Source organism: Burkholderia sp. NRF60-BP8, assembly GCF_001522585.2.
GTDB lineage: Bacteria > Pseudomonadota > Gammaproteobacteria > Burkholderiales > Burkholderiaceae > Burkholderia.
Window position 1 is genome coordinate 2,302,198 of sequence record NZ_CP013372.1, and the last position, 18,973, is coordinate 2,321,170.

20 protein-coding genes are annotated in these 18,973 nt (G+C 68.3%); 13 read left to right on the plus strand and 7 right to left on the minus strand.

The window, feature by feature from the left end:
- Positions 1–23: 23 nt before the first annotated feature.
- Positions 24–1,268, minus strand: a complete 1,245-nt coding sequence (locus WS54_RS10665) for a sarcosine oxidase subunit beta family protein (RefSeq protein ID WP_034204196.1) — start codon at positions 1,266–1,268, stop codon at positions 24–26.
- Between the two features lie 14 nt (positions 1,269–1,282).
- Positions 1,283–2,668: an L-serine ammonia-lyase gene (locus WS54_RS10670; protein WP_034204195.1), complete on the minus strand. Its 1,386-nt coding sequence runs from the start codon at positions 2,666–2,668 to the stop codon at positions 1,283–1,285.
- Positions 2,669–2,955: 287 nt separating this feature from the next.
- Between WS54_RS10670 and WS54_RS10675 the strand changes: the two genes are divergently transcribed.
- From WS54_RS10675 to denD, 8 genes are all read left to right on the plus strand, one after another.
- On the plus strand, positions 2,956–4,029 hold the full coding sequence (locus tag WS54_RS10675) for a GlxA family transcriptional regulator (protein ID WP_034206111.1): 1,074 nt from the start codon (positions 2,956–2,958) through the stop codon (positions 4,027–4,029).
- A gap of 194 nt (positions 4,030–4,223) precedes the next feature.
- Positions 4,224–4,928, plus strand: a complete 705-nt coding sequence (locus WS54_RS10680; RefSeq protein ID WP_034204194.1) for a FadR/GntR family transcriptional regulator — start codon at positions 4,224–4,226, stop codon at positions 4,926–4,928.
- A 52-nt stretch (positions 4,929–4,980) separates the two neighbouring features.
- Positions 4,981–5,877 (plus strand): L-threonate dehydrogenase, encoded by an 897-nt coding sequence (gene ltnD, locus WS54_RS10685; RefSeq protein ID WP_335671011.1) that lies wholly within the window; start codon positions 4,981–4,983, stop codon positions 5,875–5,877.
- 19 nt (positions 5,878–5,896) lie between these two features.
- On the plus strand, positions 5,897–7,198 hold the full coding sequence (gene otnK, locus WS54_RS10690) for a 3-oxo-tetronate kinase (protein WP_059781145.1): 1,302 nt from the start codon (positions 5,897–5,899) through the stop codon (positions 7,196–7,198).
- Entirely contained in the window at positions 7,195–7,833 is a 639-nt protein-coding gene (otnC, locus tag WS54_RS10695; protein ID WP_059781143.1) for a 3-oxo-tetronate 4-phosphate decarboxylase, read from the plus strand. Before otnK ends, otnC begins: the two co-directional genes overlap by 4 nt.
- A gap of 121 nt (positions 7,834–7,954) precedes the next feature.
- Positions 7,955–9,280 (plus strand): MFS transporter, encoded by a 1,326-nt coding sequence (locus tag WS54_RS10700; protein WP_059781141.1) that lies wholly within the window; start codon positions 7,955–7,957, stop codon positions 9,278–9,280.
- Between the two features lie 75 nt (positions 9,281–9,355).
- Entirely contained in the window at positions 9,356–10,132 is a 777-nt protein-coding gene (gene otnI, locus WS54_RS10705; RefSeq protein ID WP_059781139.1) for a 2-oxo-tetronate isomerase, read from the plus strand.
- A 29-nt stretch (positions 10,133–10,161) separates the two neighbouring features.
- Entirely contained in the window at positions 10,162–11,133 is a 972-nt protein-coding gene (gene denD / locus WS54_RS10710; protein ID WP_059781209.1) for a D-erythronate dehydrogenase, read from the plus strand.
- A 26-nt stretch (positions 11,134–11,159) separates the two neighbouring features.
- On the opposite strand, the gene WS54_RS10715 is transcribed toward denD, so the two are convergent.
- From WS54_RS10715 to WS54_RS10725, 3 genes are all read right to left on the minus strand, one after another.
- Positions 11,160–12,248, minus strand: a complete 1,089-nt coding sequence (locus tag WS54_RS10715; RefSeq protein WP_059781137.1) for a lysylphosphatidylglycerol synthase domain-containing protein — start codon at positions 12,246–12,248, stop codon at positions 11,160–11,162.
- Complete coding sequence (gene hpnI, locus WS54_RS10720) at positions 12,245–13,414, minus strand: bacteriohopanetetrol glucosamine biosynthesis glycosyltransferase HpnI (protein WP_059781135.1); 1,170 nt, start codon at positions 13,412–13,414, stop codon at positions 12,245–12,247. The genes WS54_RS10715 and hpnI overlap by 4 nt, the downstream gene beginning before the upstream one ends.
- Before the next feature lie 62 nt (positions 13,415–13,476).
- Positions 13,477–13,827, minus strand: a complete 351-nt coding sequence (locus WS54_RS10725) for a hypothetical protein (RefSeq protein ID WP_059781134.1) — start codon at positions 13,825–13,827, stop codon at positions 13,477–13,479.
- A gap of 294 nt (positions 13,828–14,121) precedes the next feature.
- On the opposite strand from WS54_RS10725, the gene WS54_RS10730 reads away from it, so the two are divergent.
- From WS54_RS10730 to WS54_RS10740, 3 genes are all read left to right on the plus strand, one after another.
- A complete protein-coding gene (locus tag WS54_RS10730; RefSeq protein WP_059781130.1) occupies positions 14,122–14,781 on the plus strand; it encodes a response regulator in 660 nt (219 codons plus the stop codon).
- Positions 14,778–16,193: an ATP-binding protein gene (locus WS54_RS10735; RefSeq protein WP_059781128.1), complete on the plus strand. Its 1,416-nt coding sequence runs from the start codon at positions 14,778–14,780 to the stop codon at positions 16,191–16,193. Before WS54_RS10730 ends, WS54_RS10735 begins: the two co-directional genes overlap by 4 nt.
- Before the next feature lie 67 nt (positions 16,194–16,260).
- Positions 16,261–16,788, plus strand: coding sequence for a cytochrome b (locus WS54_RS10740; RefSeq protein ID WP_059781127.1), 528 nt, complete (start codon positions 16,261–16,263; stop codon positions 16,786–16,788).
- A 177-nt stretch (positions 16,789–16,965) separates the two neighbouring features.
- Here WS54_RS10740 and WS54_RS10745 read toward each other — a convergent pair whose 3' ends face one another.
- Both WS54_RS10745 and WS54_RS10750 read right to left on the minus strand, forming a co-directional pair.
- Entirely contained in the window at positions 16,966–17,241 is a 276-nt protein-coding gene (locus WS54_RS10745; protein WP_059781206.1) for a DUF4148 domain-containing protein, read from the minus strand.
- A 71-nt stretch (positions 17,242–17,312) separates the two neighbouring features.
- Positions 17,313–17,657 carry a DUF4148 domain-containing protein gene (locus WS54_RS10750; RefSeq protein WP_059781204.1) on the minus strand — a complete coding sequence of 115 codons (345 nt, stop codon included), beginning with the start codon at positions 17,655–17,657 and terminating at the stop codon, positions 17,313–17,315.
- A gap of 211 nt (positions 17,658–17,868) precedes the next feature.
- Here WS54_RS10750 and WS54_RS10755 point away from each other — a divergent pair, with 211 nt between their 5' ends.
- Together WS54_RS10755 and WS54_RS10760 are read left to right on the plus strand one after the other, a co-directional pair.
- Positions 17,869–18,558, plus strand: a complete 690-nt coding sequence (locus tag WS54_RS10755; RefSeq protein ID WP_059781125.1) for an aspartyl/asparaginyl beta-hydroxylase domain-containing protein — start codon at positions 17,869–17,871, stop codon at positions 18,556–18,558.
- 97 nt (positions 18,559–18,655) lie between these two features.
- Positions 18,656–18,925: a MoaD/ThiS family protein gene (locus tag WS54_RS10760; protein ID WP_034204180.1), complete on the plus strand. Its 270-nt coding sequence runs from the start codon at positions 18,656–18,658 to the stop codon at positions 18,923–18,925.
- Positions 18,926–18,973 lie beyond the last annotated feature (48 nt).

Below are 18,973 nucleotides of genomic sequence, written 5' to 3' on the forward strand. Positions count from 1 at the left end.
TTGTTTCTCCTTCAGTGCGGGGGTTAGTGCGCGACGGCGGCGGCGCCGTGCTCGTCGATCAGGTGGCCCGTGTAGAAGCGGTCGAGCGCGAACGGAGCGTTCAGCGGATGCGGTTCGTCGCGGGCGATCGTGTGCGCGAACACCCAGCCCGAACCGGGCGTCGCCTTGAAGCCGCCGGTACCCCAGCCGCAGTTGAAATACAGGCCCTTCACGTCGGTCTTGGTGATGATCGGGCACGCGTCCGGCGACACGTCGACGATGCCGCCCCACTGGCGGTTCATCCGCACGCGCGAGAACACCGGGAACATCTCGATGATCGCCTGCAGCGTGCTTTCGATGATGTGGAAGCTGCCGCGCTGGCCGAAGCCCGTGTACTGGTCGATACCGGCGCCGATCACGAGGTCGCCCTTGTCGGACTGGCTGATGTACGCGTGCACCGCGTTGGACATGATCACCGAATTCACCACCGGCTTGATCGGCTCGGACACCAGCGCCTGCAACGGATGGCTTTCGATCGGCAGGCGGATGCCGGCCATGTCGGCGAGCGTCGTCGTGTTGCCGGCGGCCACCACCGCGACCTTCTTCGCCTTGATGAACCCCTTCACCGTGTCGACGCCGACCACCGCGCCGCCTTCGCGGCGAATGCCCGTCACCTGGCAGTTCTGGATGATGTCGACGCCGGCGCGGTCCGCGCCGCGCGCGAAGCCCCAGGCCACCGCGTCGTGACGCGCGACGCCCGCACGGCGCTGGATCGATGCGCCGAGCACCGGGTAGCGGCTGTTCAGGTTGATCGTCGGCTCGATTTCCTTGATCTGCGCGGGCGTCAGGAATTCGGCGTCGACGCCGTTCAGCCGGTTCGCGTTCACGCGGCGCTCGGTGTCGCGCACGTCCTGCAGCGTATGCGCCAGGTTCATCACGCCGCGCTGGCTGAACATCACGTTGTAGTTCAGATCCTGCGACAGCCCTTCCCACAGCTTCATCGCCTTCTCGTACAGCGCGGCCGATTCGTCCCACAGGTAGTTCGAGCGCACGATCGTCGTGTTGCGCGCGGTGTTGCCGCCGCCGATCCAGCCCTTCTCGAGGATCGCGACGTTCGTGATCCCGTGCTCCTTCGCGAGGTAGTACGCGGTCGCGAGGCCGTGGCCGCCGCCGCCGACGATCACGACGTCGTATTCCTTCTTCGGCTCCGGGCTCTTCCACTGCTTCTCCCAGTTCTCGTGATACGAGAGGCCGTTGCGGAACAGGCTGAATATCGAGTAGCGGCTCATGTTTGGATCCTTCGTTAGCATTCGATGACGTTCACGGCGAGGCCGCCGCGCGACGTTTCCTTGTATTTCGTCTTCATGTCGGCGCCGGTTTCGCGCATCGTCTTGATCACGGAATCGAGCGATACGTAGTGCTGGCCGTTGCCCTTGAGCGCCATGCGCGACGCGTTCAGCGCCTTGATCGCGCCCATCGCGTTGCGCTCGATGCACGGGATCTGCACGAGCCCGCCCACCGGATCGCAGGTCATCCCGAGGTTGTGCTCCATGCCGATCTCGGCCGCGTTCTCGACCTGGTCGGGCGTGCCGCCCATCACGGCGGCGAGCGCGGCGGCGGCCATCGAGCACGCGACGCCCACTTCGCCCTGGCAACCGACTTCCGCGCCGGAGATCGACGCGGTTTCCTTGTAGATGATCCCGATCGCCGCGGCCGTCAGCAGGAATTCGACGATGCCGGCTTCGTTCGAGCCCGGCACGAACTTCACGTAGTAGTGCAGCACCGCGGGGATCACGCCGGCCGCGCCGTTGGTCGGCGCGGTGACGACCCGGCCGCCGGCCGCGTTCTCTTCGTTCACGGCCATCGCATACAGGTTGACCCAGTCGAGCATCGACAGCGGGTCGCGCAGCGACTCTTCCGAACGCGCGCGCAGGCGGGCGTTCAGTTCGGCCGCGCGGCGCTTCACGCGCATCGGGCCCGGCAGGTCGCCCTCGACCTTGCAGCCGCGCTCGACGCACGCGGCCATCGTGCGCCAGATCGCCATCAGCCCGGCGCGCACCTCGTCGGCCGGACGCAGCGCGGATTCGTTGCGCAGCATCAGCTCGGCGATCGACAGCCCGTGTTCGCGGCACTGGCGCATCAGGTCGTCGCCGGTGCGGAACGGATACGGCACGTCGACCGCCGCGCGCACGCCGTTCACGCGATCGCCGTCGCGATTCACGACGAAGCCGCCGCCGACCGAGTAATACTCCTTCTCGACGAGCAACTGGCCGTGTTCGTCGAATGCCTGGAAGCGCATCCCGTTCGGGTGCACGATGCCGGTGCCGCTCATCAGCTTGCGATAGAAGCCGATGTGTTCCTTCTCGTCGAAGCGGACCGTCTGCTTGCCGAGCAGCGTCAGCGACTTCTCCGCGCGGATCGCGGCGAGCCGCGGCTCGATCAGGTCGGGATCGATCGTGTCGGGCAGGTGGCCCTCGAGGCCGAGCAGCACGGCCTTGTCGGTGCCGTGGCCCTTGCCGGTCGCGCCGAGCGAGCCGTACAGCTCGACCCGCACGCGGCGCACGAAGCCGAGCAGGTTCGCGTCCTCGACGTGCGACGCGAAGCGGCACGCGGCGATCATCGGTCCGACCGTATGCGAACTGGACGGGCCGATGCCGATCTTGAACAGGTCGAACACGCTGACGTTCATCTGGCTTCCTTTGGGTTGCATGCGTGAAATGTCGTTGGGCCTCAGTACATCAGGGCGTAAAATCGGCCGATAGAACAAAAACGGCATCGGCGTGGGATAGCGCCGCCAAGCGCCGCGCCGGCCGCCCGGAAAGTGCGTTTTGGCGATGGTTCGCGACGAAAAACCACAAGTCCGGCCGCGGCCGATCGGCGACGCTGGCTGCATCCGTGCCGCCCTCCGGCAGCCGTAGCCCGCAAACAGAGTGAAACGAGTGAGACCGCCTTCCCGGCGTGACGAGATTGGCCGCGATGATCCCCGACGTACCCGCTTCCCCCCTCGCAGAACCCGCGCCGCGGCGCCTCCGCTTCGGCATCGTGCTGCTGCCGAACTTCACGCTGACGGCCTTCTCGGGCTTCGTCGACATGCTGCGGCTGTCGGCCGACGACGGCGACTACAGCAAGCCCGTGCGCTGCGCATGGAGCGTGATCGGCGAGACGCTCGCGCCGGTGCGCGCGAGCTGCGGGATCCAGATCACGCCGTGGGAGACGTTCGACGCGGCCGAGCCGTTCGACTACGTGGTGGTGGTCGGCGGGCTGCTGCATTCGGGGCCGCAGGCCGGCCCTGAAACGCTCGACTTCATCCGCCGCGCGGCGACGGGCGGCGCGACGGTCGTCGGCATCTGCACCGGCGTGTTCACGCTGATGCGCGCCGGCGTGCTCGACGGCTATCGCACCTGCGTGAGCTGGTTCCATTACTGGGATTTCATCGAGCGCTTTCCGTCCGCCGATCCCGACCTGCTGATCGCCGACCGGCTGTTCGTGATCGACCGGCGCCGGATCACGTGCTCGGGCGGCCGCGCGTCGATCGACGTCGCCGCCGCGATCCTGCTGCGCCATTTCGATCACGCGACCGTGCAGAAGGCGCTGCGCATCCTGCTCGTCGGCGAGATGCAGAAAGGCAACGCGCCGCAGCCGCATCCGCCGGGCCTCGAACCGGCGACGCATCCGAAGGTCAAGCGCGCGATTCTTCTGATGGAACAGCACGTCGGGCGCGCGCTGCCGCTCGAGGAACTCGCGTGCAAGCTCGACCTGTCGACGCGGCAGCTCGAGCGGCTCTTCAAGGCCGAGACCGGCAAGAGTCCGCAGGCCTTCGCGAAACAGGTGCGACTGCGCACGGCCGCGTGGCTGCTGACGAGCTCGGACCGCACGGTCGCCGATATCGCGTCGAGTTGCGGATTCGCCGATGCGTCGCACCTCGGGCGCGAATTCCGCAAGCAGTTCGGCGTGCCGCCGGCGACGTATCGCGAGCGCGGCGGGGACGTGGCCGAAGTCGATGCGACGCCCGATGCGTCGGTCGACGCCGTCGAGGACATCGCGGACTGACGACTCCGGGGCGCCGGCCCCCTTCCTTGAGCGACTGATTGCAGAACCGACGCGTTCGCATCGCTTTCCGCGTTTTTGGAACCGGTTTCAGTCAATTTAGCCGACGTTGCCCGCTGTAAAACGAGGGTTATCCCGGATACTGATGCGCGCTCAAATTTGTATGATGACCACATCACCTTACAAACCTGAGCATCATGTTCGAGAAAATTCCGGCTCGCGCGATGAGCGACCATGTCGCGCAGCAACTGCTCAAGCAGATCGAAGTGGGCAGTTTCTCGGCCACCGGCAAGCTGCCGACCGAAGCCGTGCTCGCGCAGGAATTCGGCGTGAGCCGCACCGTGATCCGCGAGGCGATCTCGCGGCTGAAGAACGAAGGCGTGGTCGAGCCGCGCCAGGGCAGCGGCGTGTTCGTGAACCAGCACGGCGCGATCCGGCCGCTGCGCATCGACTACGCGGAAGCCGTCGAGGCGAGCTCGCTGCCGCACCTGCTCGCGGTGCGTCGCGCGATCGAGGCCGAAGTCGCGGCCGAAGCCGCGCTGCACCACACCGACGACGACATGGCCGACATCGACGACGCGCTGCGCAAGATCGACGCAGCGGTGGCCGAAGGGCGCGACGGCGTCGCGGAAGACGTCGCGTTCCACCGCACGATCGCGGCCGTCACCGGCAACCCGTATTTCCTGAAGACGCTGCAATTCCTGAACCAGTACCTCGAAGCCGGCGTGAAGGTCACGCGAGGCAACGAAGCGACGCGCGACGATTTCTCGCGGCAGGTGCGCGACGAGCACGCGGCGATCGCCGACGCGATCCGCGCGCGCGACCCGATGGCCGCCCGCAACGCGGCGCGCACGCACATGTACAACGCCGCTCGCCGCCTCGCGGAAGCCGGCATCTGCTGAAGCCGGCGGCGCCCGCCGCCGCTGTCCGGAACCTCTCCCGAATCGATCAAGGTTGACCATGTCAAGAAATGTTGGAGTCATCGGCCTCGGCGCGATGGGCCTCGGCGTCGCACGCTCGCTGCTGCGCGCCGGCCTGCGCGTCCATGCATGCGACGTGCGCGACACCGTGCTGCAGGCCTTCGCCGCCGAAGGCGGCATCGCGTGCGCGACGCCGGCCGAACTCGGTGCGCAGTGCGACGTCGTCGTCACGCTCGTCGTCAATGCCGCGCAGACGGAAACGGTGCTGTTCGGCGAACACGGTGCGGTCGCGGCGATGAAGCCCGGCGGCGTCGTGATCGCGAGCGCGACCGTCGCGCCCGAATTCGCGGTCGCGCTCGGCGCGCGCATCGAGGCGGCCGGCCTGCAGATGCTCGACGCGCCGGTGTCGGGCGGCGCCGCGCGCGCGGCCGCCGGCGAGATGACGATGATGACGTCCGGCCCGGCCGCCGCGTATGCGGGCTGCGAGGACGTGCTCGCGGCGATCGCCGGCAAGGTGTACCGCCTCGGCGACGCGCACGGCATCGGCTCGAAAGTGAAGATCATCAATCAATTGCTGGCCGGCGTGCATATCGCGGCGGCGGCCGAAGCGATGGCGCTCGGCCTGCGCGAAGGCGTCGATGCCGACGCGCTGTACGACGTGATCACGCACAGCGCCGGCAATTCGTGGATGTTCGAGAACCGCGTGCCGCACATCCTGAACGGCGACTACACGCCGCTGTCGGCCGTCGACATCTTCGTGAAGGATCTCGGCCTCGTGCTCGATACCGCGCGCCGCAGCAAATTCCCGCTGCCGCTGTCGGCCACCGCGCACCAGATGTTCATGAGCGCGTCGAGCGCCGGCCACGGCGGCGAGGACGATTCCGCCGTGATCAAGACTTTCCCCGGCATCACGCTGCCGCCCGCCCGCTGATTCGAACGACGTTCCCGCCATGACCGCTTCCGCTTCCCGTCCCCTGCTCGGCTGCATCGCCGACGATTTCACCGGCGCGACCGATCTCGCGGACATGCTCGTCAAGAGCGGCATGCGCACCGTACAGACGATCGGCGTGCCCGCCGACGGCGCGGCTGCCGACACGATCGTCGACGCCGACGCGATCGTCGTCGCGCTGAAGTCGCGCACGATTCCCGCCGCCGACGCCGTCGCGCAATCCCTCGCCGCGTACGAATGGTTGCGCGCGCAAGGATGCCGCCAGTTCTTCTTCAAGTACTGCTCGACGTTCGATTCGACCGCCGCTGGCAACATCGGGCCGGTGGCCGACGCGCTGCTCGATGCGGCCGGCGGCGACTTCACGATCGCGTGCCCGGCGTTCCCCGAGAACGGCCGCACGATCTATCGCGGCCACCTGTTCGTCGGCGACGTGCTGCTGAACGAATCGGGGATGGAGCATCATCCGCTCACGCCGATGAAGGATGCGAACCTCGTACGCGTGCTGCAGCAGCAGACGAAGTCGCCGGTCGGCCTGATCCGCTACGACACGATCGCGCTCGGCGCGGCCGCCGTGCGCGCGCGGATCGACCAGCTGCGTGCGGAAGGGGTGCGTTTCGCGATCGCCGACGCGCTGTCGGACCGCGACCTCTACGTCCTCGGCGAAGCGTGCGCGGGCCTGCCGCTCGTCACCGGCGGCTCGGGCATCGCGCTCGGCCTGCCCGCGAATTTCCGCCGCGCGGAGCAACTGCCCGAGCGCGACAACGCGGCGTCGCTGCCGCGCATCGACGGCCTGTCGGCCGTGCTCGCCGGCAGCGCGTCGAAGGCGACCAACGCACAGGTCGCCGCGTGGCGCGCGACGCGACCGGCCTTCCGCATCGATCCGCTCGCGGCCTCGCGCGGCGAGCCGGTCGTCGAGCAGGCGCTCGCGTTTGCGCGCTCGCACCTGCCGCACCCCGTGCTGATTTATGCAACGGCCACGCCCGACGAAGTAAAAGCCGTGCAGCAAGCGCTCGGCGTCGATGCGGCCGGCCATCTCGTCGAAAGCACGCTCGCGGCGATTGCCCGCGGGCTGCGCGAACTCGGCGTGCGCAAGTTCGTCGTCGCCGGCGGCGAGACGTCCGGCGCGGTCGTGCAGGCGCTCGACGTGAAGTCGCTGCAGATCGGCGCGCAAATCGACCCGGGCGTGCCGGCCACGGCCACCATCGACGCGCAGCCGCTCGGCCTCGCGCTGAAATCCGGCAACTTCGGCACGACGGACTTTTTCGACAAGGCGCTGCGCGCGCTGGACGGAGCCGCACGATGAGCGACGAAGCGAAACTGCGCGAAGAGATCTGCGTGGTCGGCGCGAGCCTGTATGCGCGCGGCCATGCGGTCGGCAGCGCCGGCAACATCAGCGCGCGTCTCGCGGACGGCTGGCTGATCACGCCGACCGACGCGTGCCTCGGCCGGCTCGACCCGAACGACATCGCGAAGGTCGGCGCCGACGGCCGGCCCGTATCGGGCGGCAAGCCGTCGAAGACGCTCGCGCTGCATCGCGGCATCTACGCGCGCAACGCAGACGCGCATGGTGTCGTCCACACGCATTCGACGCATCTCGTCGCGTTGACGCTCGCGGGCGTGTGGCGCGACACCGACGTGCTGCCGCCGATCACGCCGTACTACGTGATGAAGGTCGGCCACATCCCGCTGATCCGTTACCGCCGCCCTGGCGACCCCGCCGTCGCGGCCGAAGTCGCGGCGCTGGCCGACCAGGTGCGCGGCGTGCTGCTCGATCGCCTCGGCCCCGTGATGTGGGGGCCGTCGGTGTCGCATGCGTCGTACGCGCTCGAGGAGCTCGAGGAAACGGCGCGGCTGTGGCTGATGACGCAGCCGAAGCCGGAACCGCTGTCCGACGCCGCGCTCGACGAATTGCGCCGCACCTTCGACGCGCGCTGGTGACGCGCCGCGCACCCGATATCGATTCACCTGCCCGCAGTGTGCGCGGGCCCTTCCGTCAGCACACGCATACGAACCGGCAGCCTACGCGCCGCCGGCACACGACGTCCTTGGAGACACGACGATGACTGCTCTCGACGCGGCCGCAAGCCGCTCGCCCGCCGCGGCCGCCCAGTCGGGCGAACTCGACCGCACCTACAGGAAAGTGTTCTGGCGCATCGTGCCGTTCCTGATGCTCTGCTACGTGGTCGCGTATCTCGACCGCGTGAACGTCGGCTTTGCCAAGCTGCAGATGTCGCAGGATCTCGCGTTCAGCGAAACCGTGTTCGGGCTCGGCGCGGGGATTTTCTTCCTGGGCTACTTTCTGTTCGAACTGCCGAGCAACCTGCTGATGCACCGCCTCGGCGCGCGCATCTGGATCGCGCGGATCATGATCACGTGGGGCGTGCTGTCCGCGCTGTTCGCGTTCGTGAAGACGCCGACGCAGTTCTACGTGCTGCGCTTCCTGCTCGGCCTCGCGGAAGCCGGCTTCTATCCGGGCGTGATCCTGTACCTCACGTACTGGTTCCCGTCCCATCGCCGCGCGAAGATCATCGCGGTGTTCATGTCGGCGATTCCGGTGTCGGGCATTTTCGGCAACCCGCTGTCGGGCTGGATCATGGAGCGCTTCCACGGCGGCTCGGGCTTCCACGGCTGGCAATGGATGTTCATGATCGAAGCCGTGCCGGCCGTGCTCGTCGGCATCGCGACGATCCTGTATCTCGACAACGGCATCCGCGGCGCGAAGTGGCTCGACGAGCGCGAGAAGCAGCTGCTCGAAGACGAAATCGCCGCGCAGCCGCAGGAACGGCAGAAGCACGGCCATTCGCTGAAGGCCGTGTTCTCGGACCCGCGCATGTGGTGGATGTCGCTGATCTACTTCGCGTTCGTCACCGGCCAGTACGGGCTCACCTTCTGGATGCCGACGCTCGTGAAATCGACCGGTATCACCGATACGCTGCAGATCGGCCTGCTGTCGGCGATTCCGTTCGTCGTCGCGATCGTCGTGATGAACCTGTTCGGCCACAGCGCGGACAAGCGCCGCGAACGCCGCTGGCACCTGATCGTGCCGGCGCTGATGGGCGCGCTCGGGTTTGCGGTCGCCGCGTCGTACTCGCACAATACGGCCGTGTCGATCGTGTTCCTGTCGCTCGCGGCAGGCGGCGTGCTGACCTGCGCCCCGCTGTTCTGGTCGCTGCCGACCGCGTTCCTCGCAGGCTCCGCGGCCGCGGCCGGGATCGCGATCATCAACTCGGTCGGCAACCTCGCCGGTTTCGCGAGCCCGTACGTGATCGGCTACCTGAAGGACGTCACGCACAGCACGTCGTCCGGCATGTACGTGCTGGCCGCGATGCTCGTGATCGGCGCGATCGCCGTGTGGCTCACGCCCGCGAAACTCGTGAACCGCTGATCCGTCGTCGGCCGATTCGTCATTCGACGCGGGGCGCACGGCGCCCCGCCCCATTCATTCACAGGACCCGCCGTCATGCCACGCTTCGCCGCCAACCTCTCGATGATGTACACCGAGCATGCGTTTCTCGAACGCTTCGCCGCTGCCGCCCACGACGGCTTCAAGGCCGTCGAGTACCTGTTCCCGTACGACTTCGCCGCCGAGGACATCCGCGCGCGTCTCGACGCGCACGGCCTCGAACAGGCGCTGTTCAACGCGCCGCCGGGCGACTGGGCCGCGGGCGAACGCGGCATCGCGTCGCTGCCGGGCCGCGAGGACGAGTTCCGCCGCGGCATCGACCGGGCGCTCGACTATGCACGCACGATCGGCAACAAGAAGCTGCACGTGATGGCCGGCATGGTGCCGCCGGGCGCCGATCGCGCGCGCCGTCGCGACACCTATCTGTCGAACCTGCGGCATGCGGCGCAAGCGGGCGCCGCGCACGGCATCACGATCCTGATCGAGCCGATCAACCCGCGCGACATGCCCGGCTATTTCCTGAATCGCCAGGACGACGCGCAGGCGATCTGCGCGGAAGTCGGCGCGCCGAACCTGAAGGTGCAGTTCGACTGCTATCACTGCCAGATCGTCGAAGGCGATCTCGCGGTGAAACTCGAGCGCGATTTCGCGGGCATCGGCCATATCCAGATCGCGGGCGTGCCGGAACGCCACGAGCCGGACGTCGGCGAACTCAACTACCCGTACCTGTTCGCGCTGATCGACGCGCTCGGCTACGACGGCTGGATCGGCTGCGAATATCGGCCGAAGGCCGGCACGTCCGAAGGCCTCGGCTGGCTCAGGCCGTACCTGTGATTCCCGTATTCCCCGAAAGGATGAAGAACATGAAAGTACTGATCACCGGCGGCGCCGGCTTTCTCGGCCAGCGTCTCGCGCGCAAGCTGCTCGAGCGCGGCGAACTGACCGGCCCCGACGGCCGTGTCGAGACAATCGACGAGCTGGTGCTGCTCGACGTCGTCCAGGGCAGCGATTTCGGCGACGCGCGCGTGACGTCGATCGTCGGCGACATCGCCGATCGCGCGGTGCTCGAACGCGCGATCGACACGCGCACGGGCGCGATCTTCCACCTCGCGGCGATCGTCAGCGGGCAAGCCGAAGCCGATTTCGATCTCGGCATGCGGATCAACCTCGACGCATCGCGCACGCTGCTCGAGGTGTGTCGCGCGCGCGGCCACCGGCCGCGGGTGGTGTTCACGAGCTCCGTCGCGGTGTACGGCGGCGCGCTGCCCGACGTCGTGCAGGACGACACCGCGCTGAACCCGCAATCGTCATACGGCGCCGAGAAGGCGATCGCCGAACTGCTGCTGTGCGACTACGCGCGCCGCGGCTTCGTCGACGGCCGCGTGCTGCGGCTGCCGACCATCAGCGTGCGGCCCGGCCGCCCGAACGCGGCCGCGTCGTCGTTCGCGAGCGGCATCATCCGCGAGCCGCTGAACGGCGAGGAAAGCGTATGCCCGGTGCCCGGCTCGACGCGGCTGTGGCTGCTGTCGCCGCGCGGCGCGATCGACGCGCTCGTCGCCGGTTGCGAGATCGATGCCGCGAAGCTCGGCAACAAGCGCGTGATCAATCTGCCGGGGCTGTCGGTGTCGGTCGACGAGATGATCGCGGCGCTGCGCGAAGTCGCGGGCGACGCGGTCGTCAAGCTGATCCGCCATGTGCCCGACGAACGCGTCGAGAAGATCGTCGGCAGTTGGCCGGGCCGCTGGGATACGTCGCGTGCGGAAGCGCTCGGGCTGAAAGGCGACACGTCGTTCGCGGACGTGATCCGCAGCCATCTCGCCGACGAGCGGCGCTGAATCCGGCTGCGTCGCGCCGGGCCGCGTCACTGCGGCCCGGCGGCGTCCCCGGCGGGCAACGGCGCACGTGTCGGTCCACCCGGCCGGGCCGCCGAACCCGCCGCCCACTGCCATGCGATCAGCCCCGGCAGATAGAACAGCAGGTCGCGCACGCGGCGCGCGCCGGCCAACGCGAGACAGGTCGGCGCGTCGAACCCGAGCAGCCCGCCGATCAGCACGAACCCGCCCTCCTGCACCCCCAGGCCGCCCGGCATCAGGAACGCGATGCTGCTCACGAGCTGGATCAGCGCCTCGATCGCCAGTGCCTGCGCAAAGCTCGGATCGGCGCCGAGGAAGACCAGCGCCAGCCAGATTTCCAGCGCATAGCCCGCGAACTGCAGCGTCTGCCAGATCCCGAGATAGCGGACGACCACGCCCGTCTTTCTCCAGATCATCCGGATCGACTGGTCGGTGCGTGCCGATTCGCCGACCAGCGCCACCACCTTGCCGCTCGTGACGCGGTTGAGCACGCGCATCGCGCGTTCGAACGGCCGCGCGTGCTGCACCAGCGCGAACAGCAGCAGCACCGGCACCAGCGCGGCCATGCCGATCGCGAGGTTGGCCGCCACCCGCGCCGCATCGGACGACACGCGTTCGAGCACATAGCCGATCGCGACCAGCGCGAAGATCAGCTGGCTGATCAGCGTGAGCTGCATGTCGGCGACGAGGCTGGCCACGGCGGTCGCCGGACGCACGCCCGCCTGCCGCAGCAATCCGAACGACACGATCTCGCCGCCGATGCGCGCGACCGGCAGCAACCCGTTGATCGATTCGCGGATCCACACGAGTTTCAGCATCGTCGGCAACGACGGCCGGCGCGGACCGCGGATCAGCATCCGCCAGTCCCACGCGTTCGCGAGCATCGGCAGGATGTGCGCGAGCGCGGCGACCAGCAGCCCGGCGCCGGCGGCCCGCAGCCGATGCAGGATGTCTTGCGGATGCTCGCGCCAGACGAGCGACACCGCGAGCGCCAGCCCGACGAGCGCGATCGCGCGCCCCGCATGGCGAAGCCGTGCGTCGCCGCGCAGGGCGACCCGGCCGGGCGCCGCGGCGTCGAGGTTCGGCTCCGTCGTCATGACTCACCCGCCGGCGACAGCAGGCCTTGCCGGTCGACGCGAAAGCGCGTGCCGCGCCACACGACATGCGACGAGAAGAAGCTCGATACGAAGATCACGAACTGCAGGAGATCGACGAACGGCAGCCAGAATGCGCGGCGCAGGCCGGCGCCGGTCGCGCGGCTCGTTCTCAGCATCAACCAGGCGCGCGACGCCAGCGCCGCAACCGCGAGCGCACACGCGGCGGCCGTGCCGCCGGAGCACAGCACCGCCAGCAGCGCCAGCGGCACCGGGTGCATCAGTACCGATCCGAGATGACCGAGCCGGTCCGCCGCGCGGATCGTGCAGCTCCAGCGCAATTCGTGTGCGTACAACCGCGCGAACGTCTCTTCGACACACGCATGCCCGACGACGAACGGCGGAATGACGACCTGCGCGCCCGCTTGCCGCACGGCTTCGCCGAGTGCGTGATCTTCCGCCAGATGATGCGCAAAGCGCGTCAGCCCGCCGATGCGTTCGAGCGTCGCGCGCGTGATGGCGATCGTCTGGCCGAAGCAGGGCCGCGCGCGCCCGATGAAGAGCCCGGTGATCACGCCCGGCAGGAAATGGTAGTTCGTCATCGCCGCGGCGACCCCCGGCCAGAATCCCGGCGCTGCGACGCCGCGATACACGCTCGTCACGATGCCGACATCCGGCTGCTGTAGCGCACCGACGACGGCGCGCAGATAATCGCGCTCGACCACCACGTCGCTGTCGGCGAGACAGAGCACCGAATGCTCCGCGTGTTCGAGCATGTTCACGAGATTGGCGATCTTGCGGTTCGGCCCGTACAGCCGCGCATCGGCGACGACCTTGACGTTCGCGCCCGGATACCGCGCGCGCAACGTCTCGACCGCCGCGAGTGCCGCGTCGCCCGCATCGTGCACGCCGAACAGGTGCTGCACCGGCCCCGGATAATCCTGCACGAAGTAGCTTTCGAGATGCTGTACGAGATCCCATTCGTCACCGTGCAGCGGCTGCGCGACGGTGACGCCCGGATACGTGCGCGGCGGCGCCATCGCCCGGGAAAAGAACCGGCCGACCAGCACGCCCGCCGTGAGCGTGTACGCGACGCCCAGCACCACGCCGAGCCCGCAGACGATCGACATCGCGCCGGCCAGCGCGCGCAGCACATGCAACACAACCATGCTTTCCCCCGGTGATGACCCGTACGACCGCAGTGGCGGCGAACGGCGGCGCACACGCGGGCTCACCCATGCACGCCGCCGTACCGGTTCCCGTTGAGCCGGATATGAAGAACGACCAGCCGACGGTACGCGCAATCGGATGACACGACTACCGTGCGGCGATCGATTCCGGTCACACGCACGCAACCGCACGCCAGCGCAGCCTTGAACGCCGCGTCGGCAAGCTTACGGGCCGACAGGATCGCGGCGGCGACGGCAACGACGGTCCAGACGCGGAACGTCATCGTGGTGAAAAATGCTTCTGGTACGCGCCATGCAAGCAACGAAACCAGCACGAAGCATTGAATGAACATGGCGGCGAGTGCGGCGATCAGCAGGTGGGCGCGCCAGCGCTCGATCGTCGAGGATGCCATCAGGATCGAACCTCCCGTACGGGCGACGCGCATCGAACGGATATCGGTCGAAAGGGGCGCGGGTTGGCGCCCGGGTGCGGGCGGCTCGCGCCGGACGCGCCCGAGCGATTCGGGATCGGGGGAAGCGGAACGCCGCCCCGGAAATGTCGTCGCCGATGGTAACGGGATTGCCGGCGCCAAACCTTAAGCGTTCTTCAGAATCGGCCGACATTTGCGGCAGCGCAATTACAATCCGTTTCACGGTCCGCAGAGTCATGCTCGTACAATCGCAGACGCCTGCACCCCGAATCGACCATGCGACTCCTCCTTGTTGAAGACGACGACCTGATCGGCAGCGGCCTCGAGATCAGCCTGAGCCGGGCCGGCTATCACGTCGACTGGTTGCGCGACGGTCATGCGGCCGCAGCCGCGCTCGCGACGACGCGCTTCGCACTCGTCGTACTCGATCTCGGGCTGCCCGGCAAATCGGGCACGGAACTGCTGCGCGCGCTGCGCGATGCCGGCGATACGGTCCCCGTGCTGGTGCTGACCGCACGCGGCACCGTGGCGGACCGTGTGCGCGGCCTCGACGACGGCGCGGACGACTATCTCGCGAAACCGTTCGAATTGTCCGAAGTGCTCGCCCGCTGCCGCGCGCTCGTGCGGCGCTCGCAGGGCCGTGCCGGCGACGAAATCGTATGGCGCGACATCACGATCGACCTGACCGCGCATACCGTGACGCGCCATGCGGCGCGCATCGCGCTCACGTCGCGCGAGTGGGCGATCCTCGTTCAGCTCGTCACGCACCCGGGCATCCCGCAGTCGCGCGCGCGTCTCGAGGACGGCCTGTACGGCTGGCAGGAAGGCATCGAAAGCAATGCGATCGAGGTCCATGTGTCGAACCTGCGCAAGAAGCTCGGCGCGGAATTGATCCGCACCGTCCGCGGTATCGGCTACGTGGTCGAACTTCCATGATCGCCGGCTCGATACGACGCCGCGTGTCGCTGATGGCGATCGGTTGCGTGACCGTCGTCTGGCTCGTCGCCGTGTTCGGCAGCTTCCGGCACGCGACGCGCGAGATCGGCGAATGGCAAGATGCGCGCCTCGTCGAATACGCGTCGCTGCTCGTCGATCTGTCGGCGGCCGACCTCGGCCGTCTCGCGCGCTTCCCGCCCGACGCCCGCGTCGAACTGGCCCGCGGCGATGCGAAAGCCGGCCCCGATGCCGACGGCGATCGCGTGCCGCGCGACGTGCTGTTCGAGGTGCGCGACGCACAGGGCAACGTCGTCGCGTCGAGCCTGCCGGCCGACGCCGCCGGTTTGCCGGACGTGCCCGGCGCGTCCGGCAAACCGGAAACGATCGTCATTCGCGACGTGCGATGGCGCACGCACGCGCTGCGCGCGCCCGCGTCGGGGCGCCGGGTGCGCGTGATGGAGATGTCGAATACGCGCAGCGATCTGGCCACCGGCATCGCACGCGGCATCGTCCAGCCGCTCGTCATCGCACTGCCGCTGCTGGCGCTGCTGCTGTGGGTGACGATCGGGCGCAGTCTCGCCCCGCTGAAGACGCTGTCCACGCTGATCGGCGCACGCGATGCCCGATCGCTCGAACCGCTCGGCATCGCGACCGTGCCGGACGAAGTCCGCACGCTGGTCGACTCGATCGATCGCCTGCTCGCGAGGCTGCGGCAATCGATCGTCCGGGAGCGCGCGTTCACGTCCGACGCCGCGCACGAACTGAAGACGCCGCTCGCCGCGATCAAGGTGCAGGCCCAGGTGGCCATCGCGACCGACGATCCCGCGCGCAAGCAACTGGCGATGCAGCGCGTCGTGCAGGGCGTCGACCGCAGTGCGCGGCTCGCCGAACAATTGCTGCTGCTCGCACGGCTCGACGAGTACGAACGCATTCCGGCGCGTGCCCTCGTCGTGCGCGAACTCGTCGATGCCGCTGTCGACCGCCATCTGTCGAAAGCCGCGGACAAGGCCATCGACATCGTGTGTGGCGACCTGTCTGCACGGATGATCGACGCCGATCCGATCCTGATCGGCATCCTGCTCGACAATCTCGTCGACAACGCGATCAAGTACGGCCGCCCTGGCGGACGCATCGAACTCGGCGTACACGACGACGGCCCGCAGCAATGCATCGTCGTGCGCGACGACGGGCCGGGCGTCGCGCCCGGCGAGCGCGAACGGCTCGGCGACCGGTTCTATCGCGGCAGCGGCACGCCGTCGCCCGGCAGCGGGCTCGGACTGTCGATCGTGATCCGCATCGCGCAATACTTCGGCGGCACCGTCCGGTTCGAATCCGGCATCGGCGGCCACGGCCTCGGCGTGGCGATCACGCTGCCGTCGGCGGATGCAGGCCGACCGGCGCCGCGCGCTTAACGTTTCGTTAAGGATTCGGCCGTAGAATCCGCCGCACGCTGCCCCGCCATGCCCGTCAGGAGCCTTCATGTCCACACCCACTCGTTACGACGCCGTTGCCCGCCTTCTTCACTGGTTGATCGTGGCGCTGGTCGTCGCGCAATACGCGATCGGCTGGACGATGCCCGACGTACATCGCGACACGCAGCCGGTCGGCCTGATCGCCGCGCACCTGATCGTCGGCACGGCGCTGCTCGCGGCGATGGCATGCCGCGTGCTGTGGCGTGCGACGCATCGCCCGCCTGCCAGCGAGCTGTCGCCCGCGATGCGCGCGCTGTCCGGCATCACGCACGGCGCACTCTACCTGCTGCTGATCGTCGTGCCGCTGCTCGGCTGGATCAACGCGTCGTCACGCGCGTGGGCCGTGACGCTCGTCGGCATCATTCCGTTGCCGGCGCTGTCGGCGGCCGGCTCGGGGTTCGGTCACGCGATGGGCGACGTGCACGGCATTCTCGCGTGGGTCCTGTTCGCCGGCATCTGCGTGCACGTGGCGGCCGCGCTGATGCACCGCTTCGTGCTGCGCGACCAGGTCGTGCAGCGCATGATGCCGTGGTGATCGATCGCGCCGTCGGTCGGAACGGGTTGACGAGTTGATCGCGACGCCGCGCGAAGCGGCGCGCCACGACCGGCGTCTCAGCCGGCGCCCTTCGGGCACGTCGCGCGGCGCGAAGCGCGTGCGATTTGCCGTCCCGCGAACACGGCGGCCAGCCGTGACACACGATCATGTCGACACCTAGTCGCCGGTTTGTGCCGGCATACCGGCGTCCGGTGCGTGCGCAACCGACGCCGCCATGCGCGCCCGTTCCTGCTCGGCGAGCTTCGCTTCCGCGGCCTGGATGTCGGCCGGATACTCGCCGTCGTCGCCCTTCGCCGGGTCGTACCCGGCTGCTTCCAGACGCATCAACTCCTCGCGAACCTGCGCACGCGTGAGCGGCGCGGCCGCTTGTGCGAATGCTGCCTGACCGGCGATTGAGCCAATCATAGTCAGGACTGCGATATAAGTTTTCATCATGAACTCCTTCAATGTGACGTATCGATCGACCACGGGATACGCGTGACCTGCGGACGCAGGCGGCTGGATCAGCTTCCGAAATAGATCGCGCAGAAGCTCGCGGGGCCGACGCAGGCGGCGGCGCGTTGACGCGGCGACATCGCCGCCGGCTTGCCCGCTTCGGACGGCACGGCCGGATCGCCGCCGACTGCCGTGCTGGCCTGCCGCTGCGGCAACTGATCGGCCTGCTGCCGGAACAGCGGGCTCACATCCGGATACGACGTATCGGTCACGAAGCGCAGCCCGTTGTTTTCCGCATCGACCAGTTCCTGCCGGACCTGTTCGCGCGTGAGCGCCTGTGCCGACGCTTGCGTCGCGACACCTGCGAGAGACATCGCCGCCATCGTGGCGGCCACCAGCCAGTGCTTGTTCATGTTCCACTCCTTCATCAGTCAACGAAACGATGTGCTACGTCCGTATGACGACGGAGAAGCGCGGTTTATTCCCGGCCGTTCCATTCGCCGCGGCCGAATATTCACCGAACTGTCATTCATTCGTCAGCCGGCGTAACCTGACGTAACGCAGCGCCCGTCGTGCTTCGGGCAGACTGACCACCACTTCATCCGGACCGCTCATCGATCGACCATGTCCGCCGCTTACGACCATGCAGCCGCGCTGCTGCGCAGGCTGTACGACCGCCATATCGACAGCAGCGCGGTGCTCGACACGGCCGCATTCCCGGATGCCGAGCGATTCGTGCGCGCGTGGCACGCGATCCGCGCGGAGGCGCTCGACGTCGCACGCGACATGCCTCGCATCCCGCGCTTTCACGACATCATGCGCGAGCAGTACGACATCTCGGCCAACGACGCACGCGACTGGCGCATGTTCATCATGCAGGCGTACGGCCAGCCGTTTGCGCGCAACCTGTCGCGCTGCCCGACCGTCGCGTCGCTTGTCGCGACGTCGCCGGACGTGCTGTCCGCGTCGCTGTCGTTCCTCGCGCCCGGCAAGCACATCCCGCCGCACCGCGGGCCGTTTCGCGGCATCCTGCGCGGGTACCTCGTGCTGTCGATGCCCAGGCGCGCGGACGGCACGCCGGGCGCCGTGCTGAAGGTCGACGGCCGCGAATACCGGCTCGACGAAGGCCGCTTCCTGCTGTGGGACGACACGTTCACGCACGAGGTATGGAACGACAGCGACGCCGTGCGGATCGTGCTGCTGCTCGATATCCGTCGGCGCGGGATGCCGCGCTGGCTCACGTGGCTGTCGAATGCGGTGATCGGCGTCGTGCGGCTCGGGATCCGGATCAGGGGGCGGTCGATTCCGGTCTAGCAGCCGCCGGCACGGCAGCGCCGTTTCCCCTTTCGGCGCCCGCCGGATCGCCTAAACTACAAGCCGTCCCTTCGTGCGGCTCCTGCCAGCTACCGCCATGGCGCATCTCTTCTTCGCCGCATCGATCCAGCGGCATGTCGAAACGCCCGAGCGCGACATCGACGCGCACACGGTCGGCGAAGCATTCGACACCATTTTCAGCGAGCAACCGCGGCTGCGCGGCTACATCGTCGACGATCAGGGCGCGCTGCGAAAGCACCTGTCGGTGTTCATCGATGGCCAGCCGATCCGCGATCGGCAGCGCCTGTCCGATGCGCTCGAGGCCGCCAGCCGCGTGTATGTCGTGCAGGCGCTGACCGGCGGATAAAGGGACCGATGCACCGTCGCATTCCCTCATACCGAGCGCCGTCGCGCC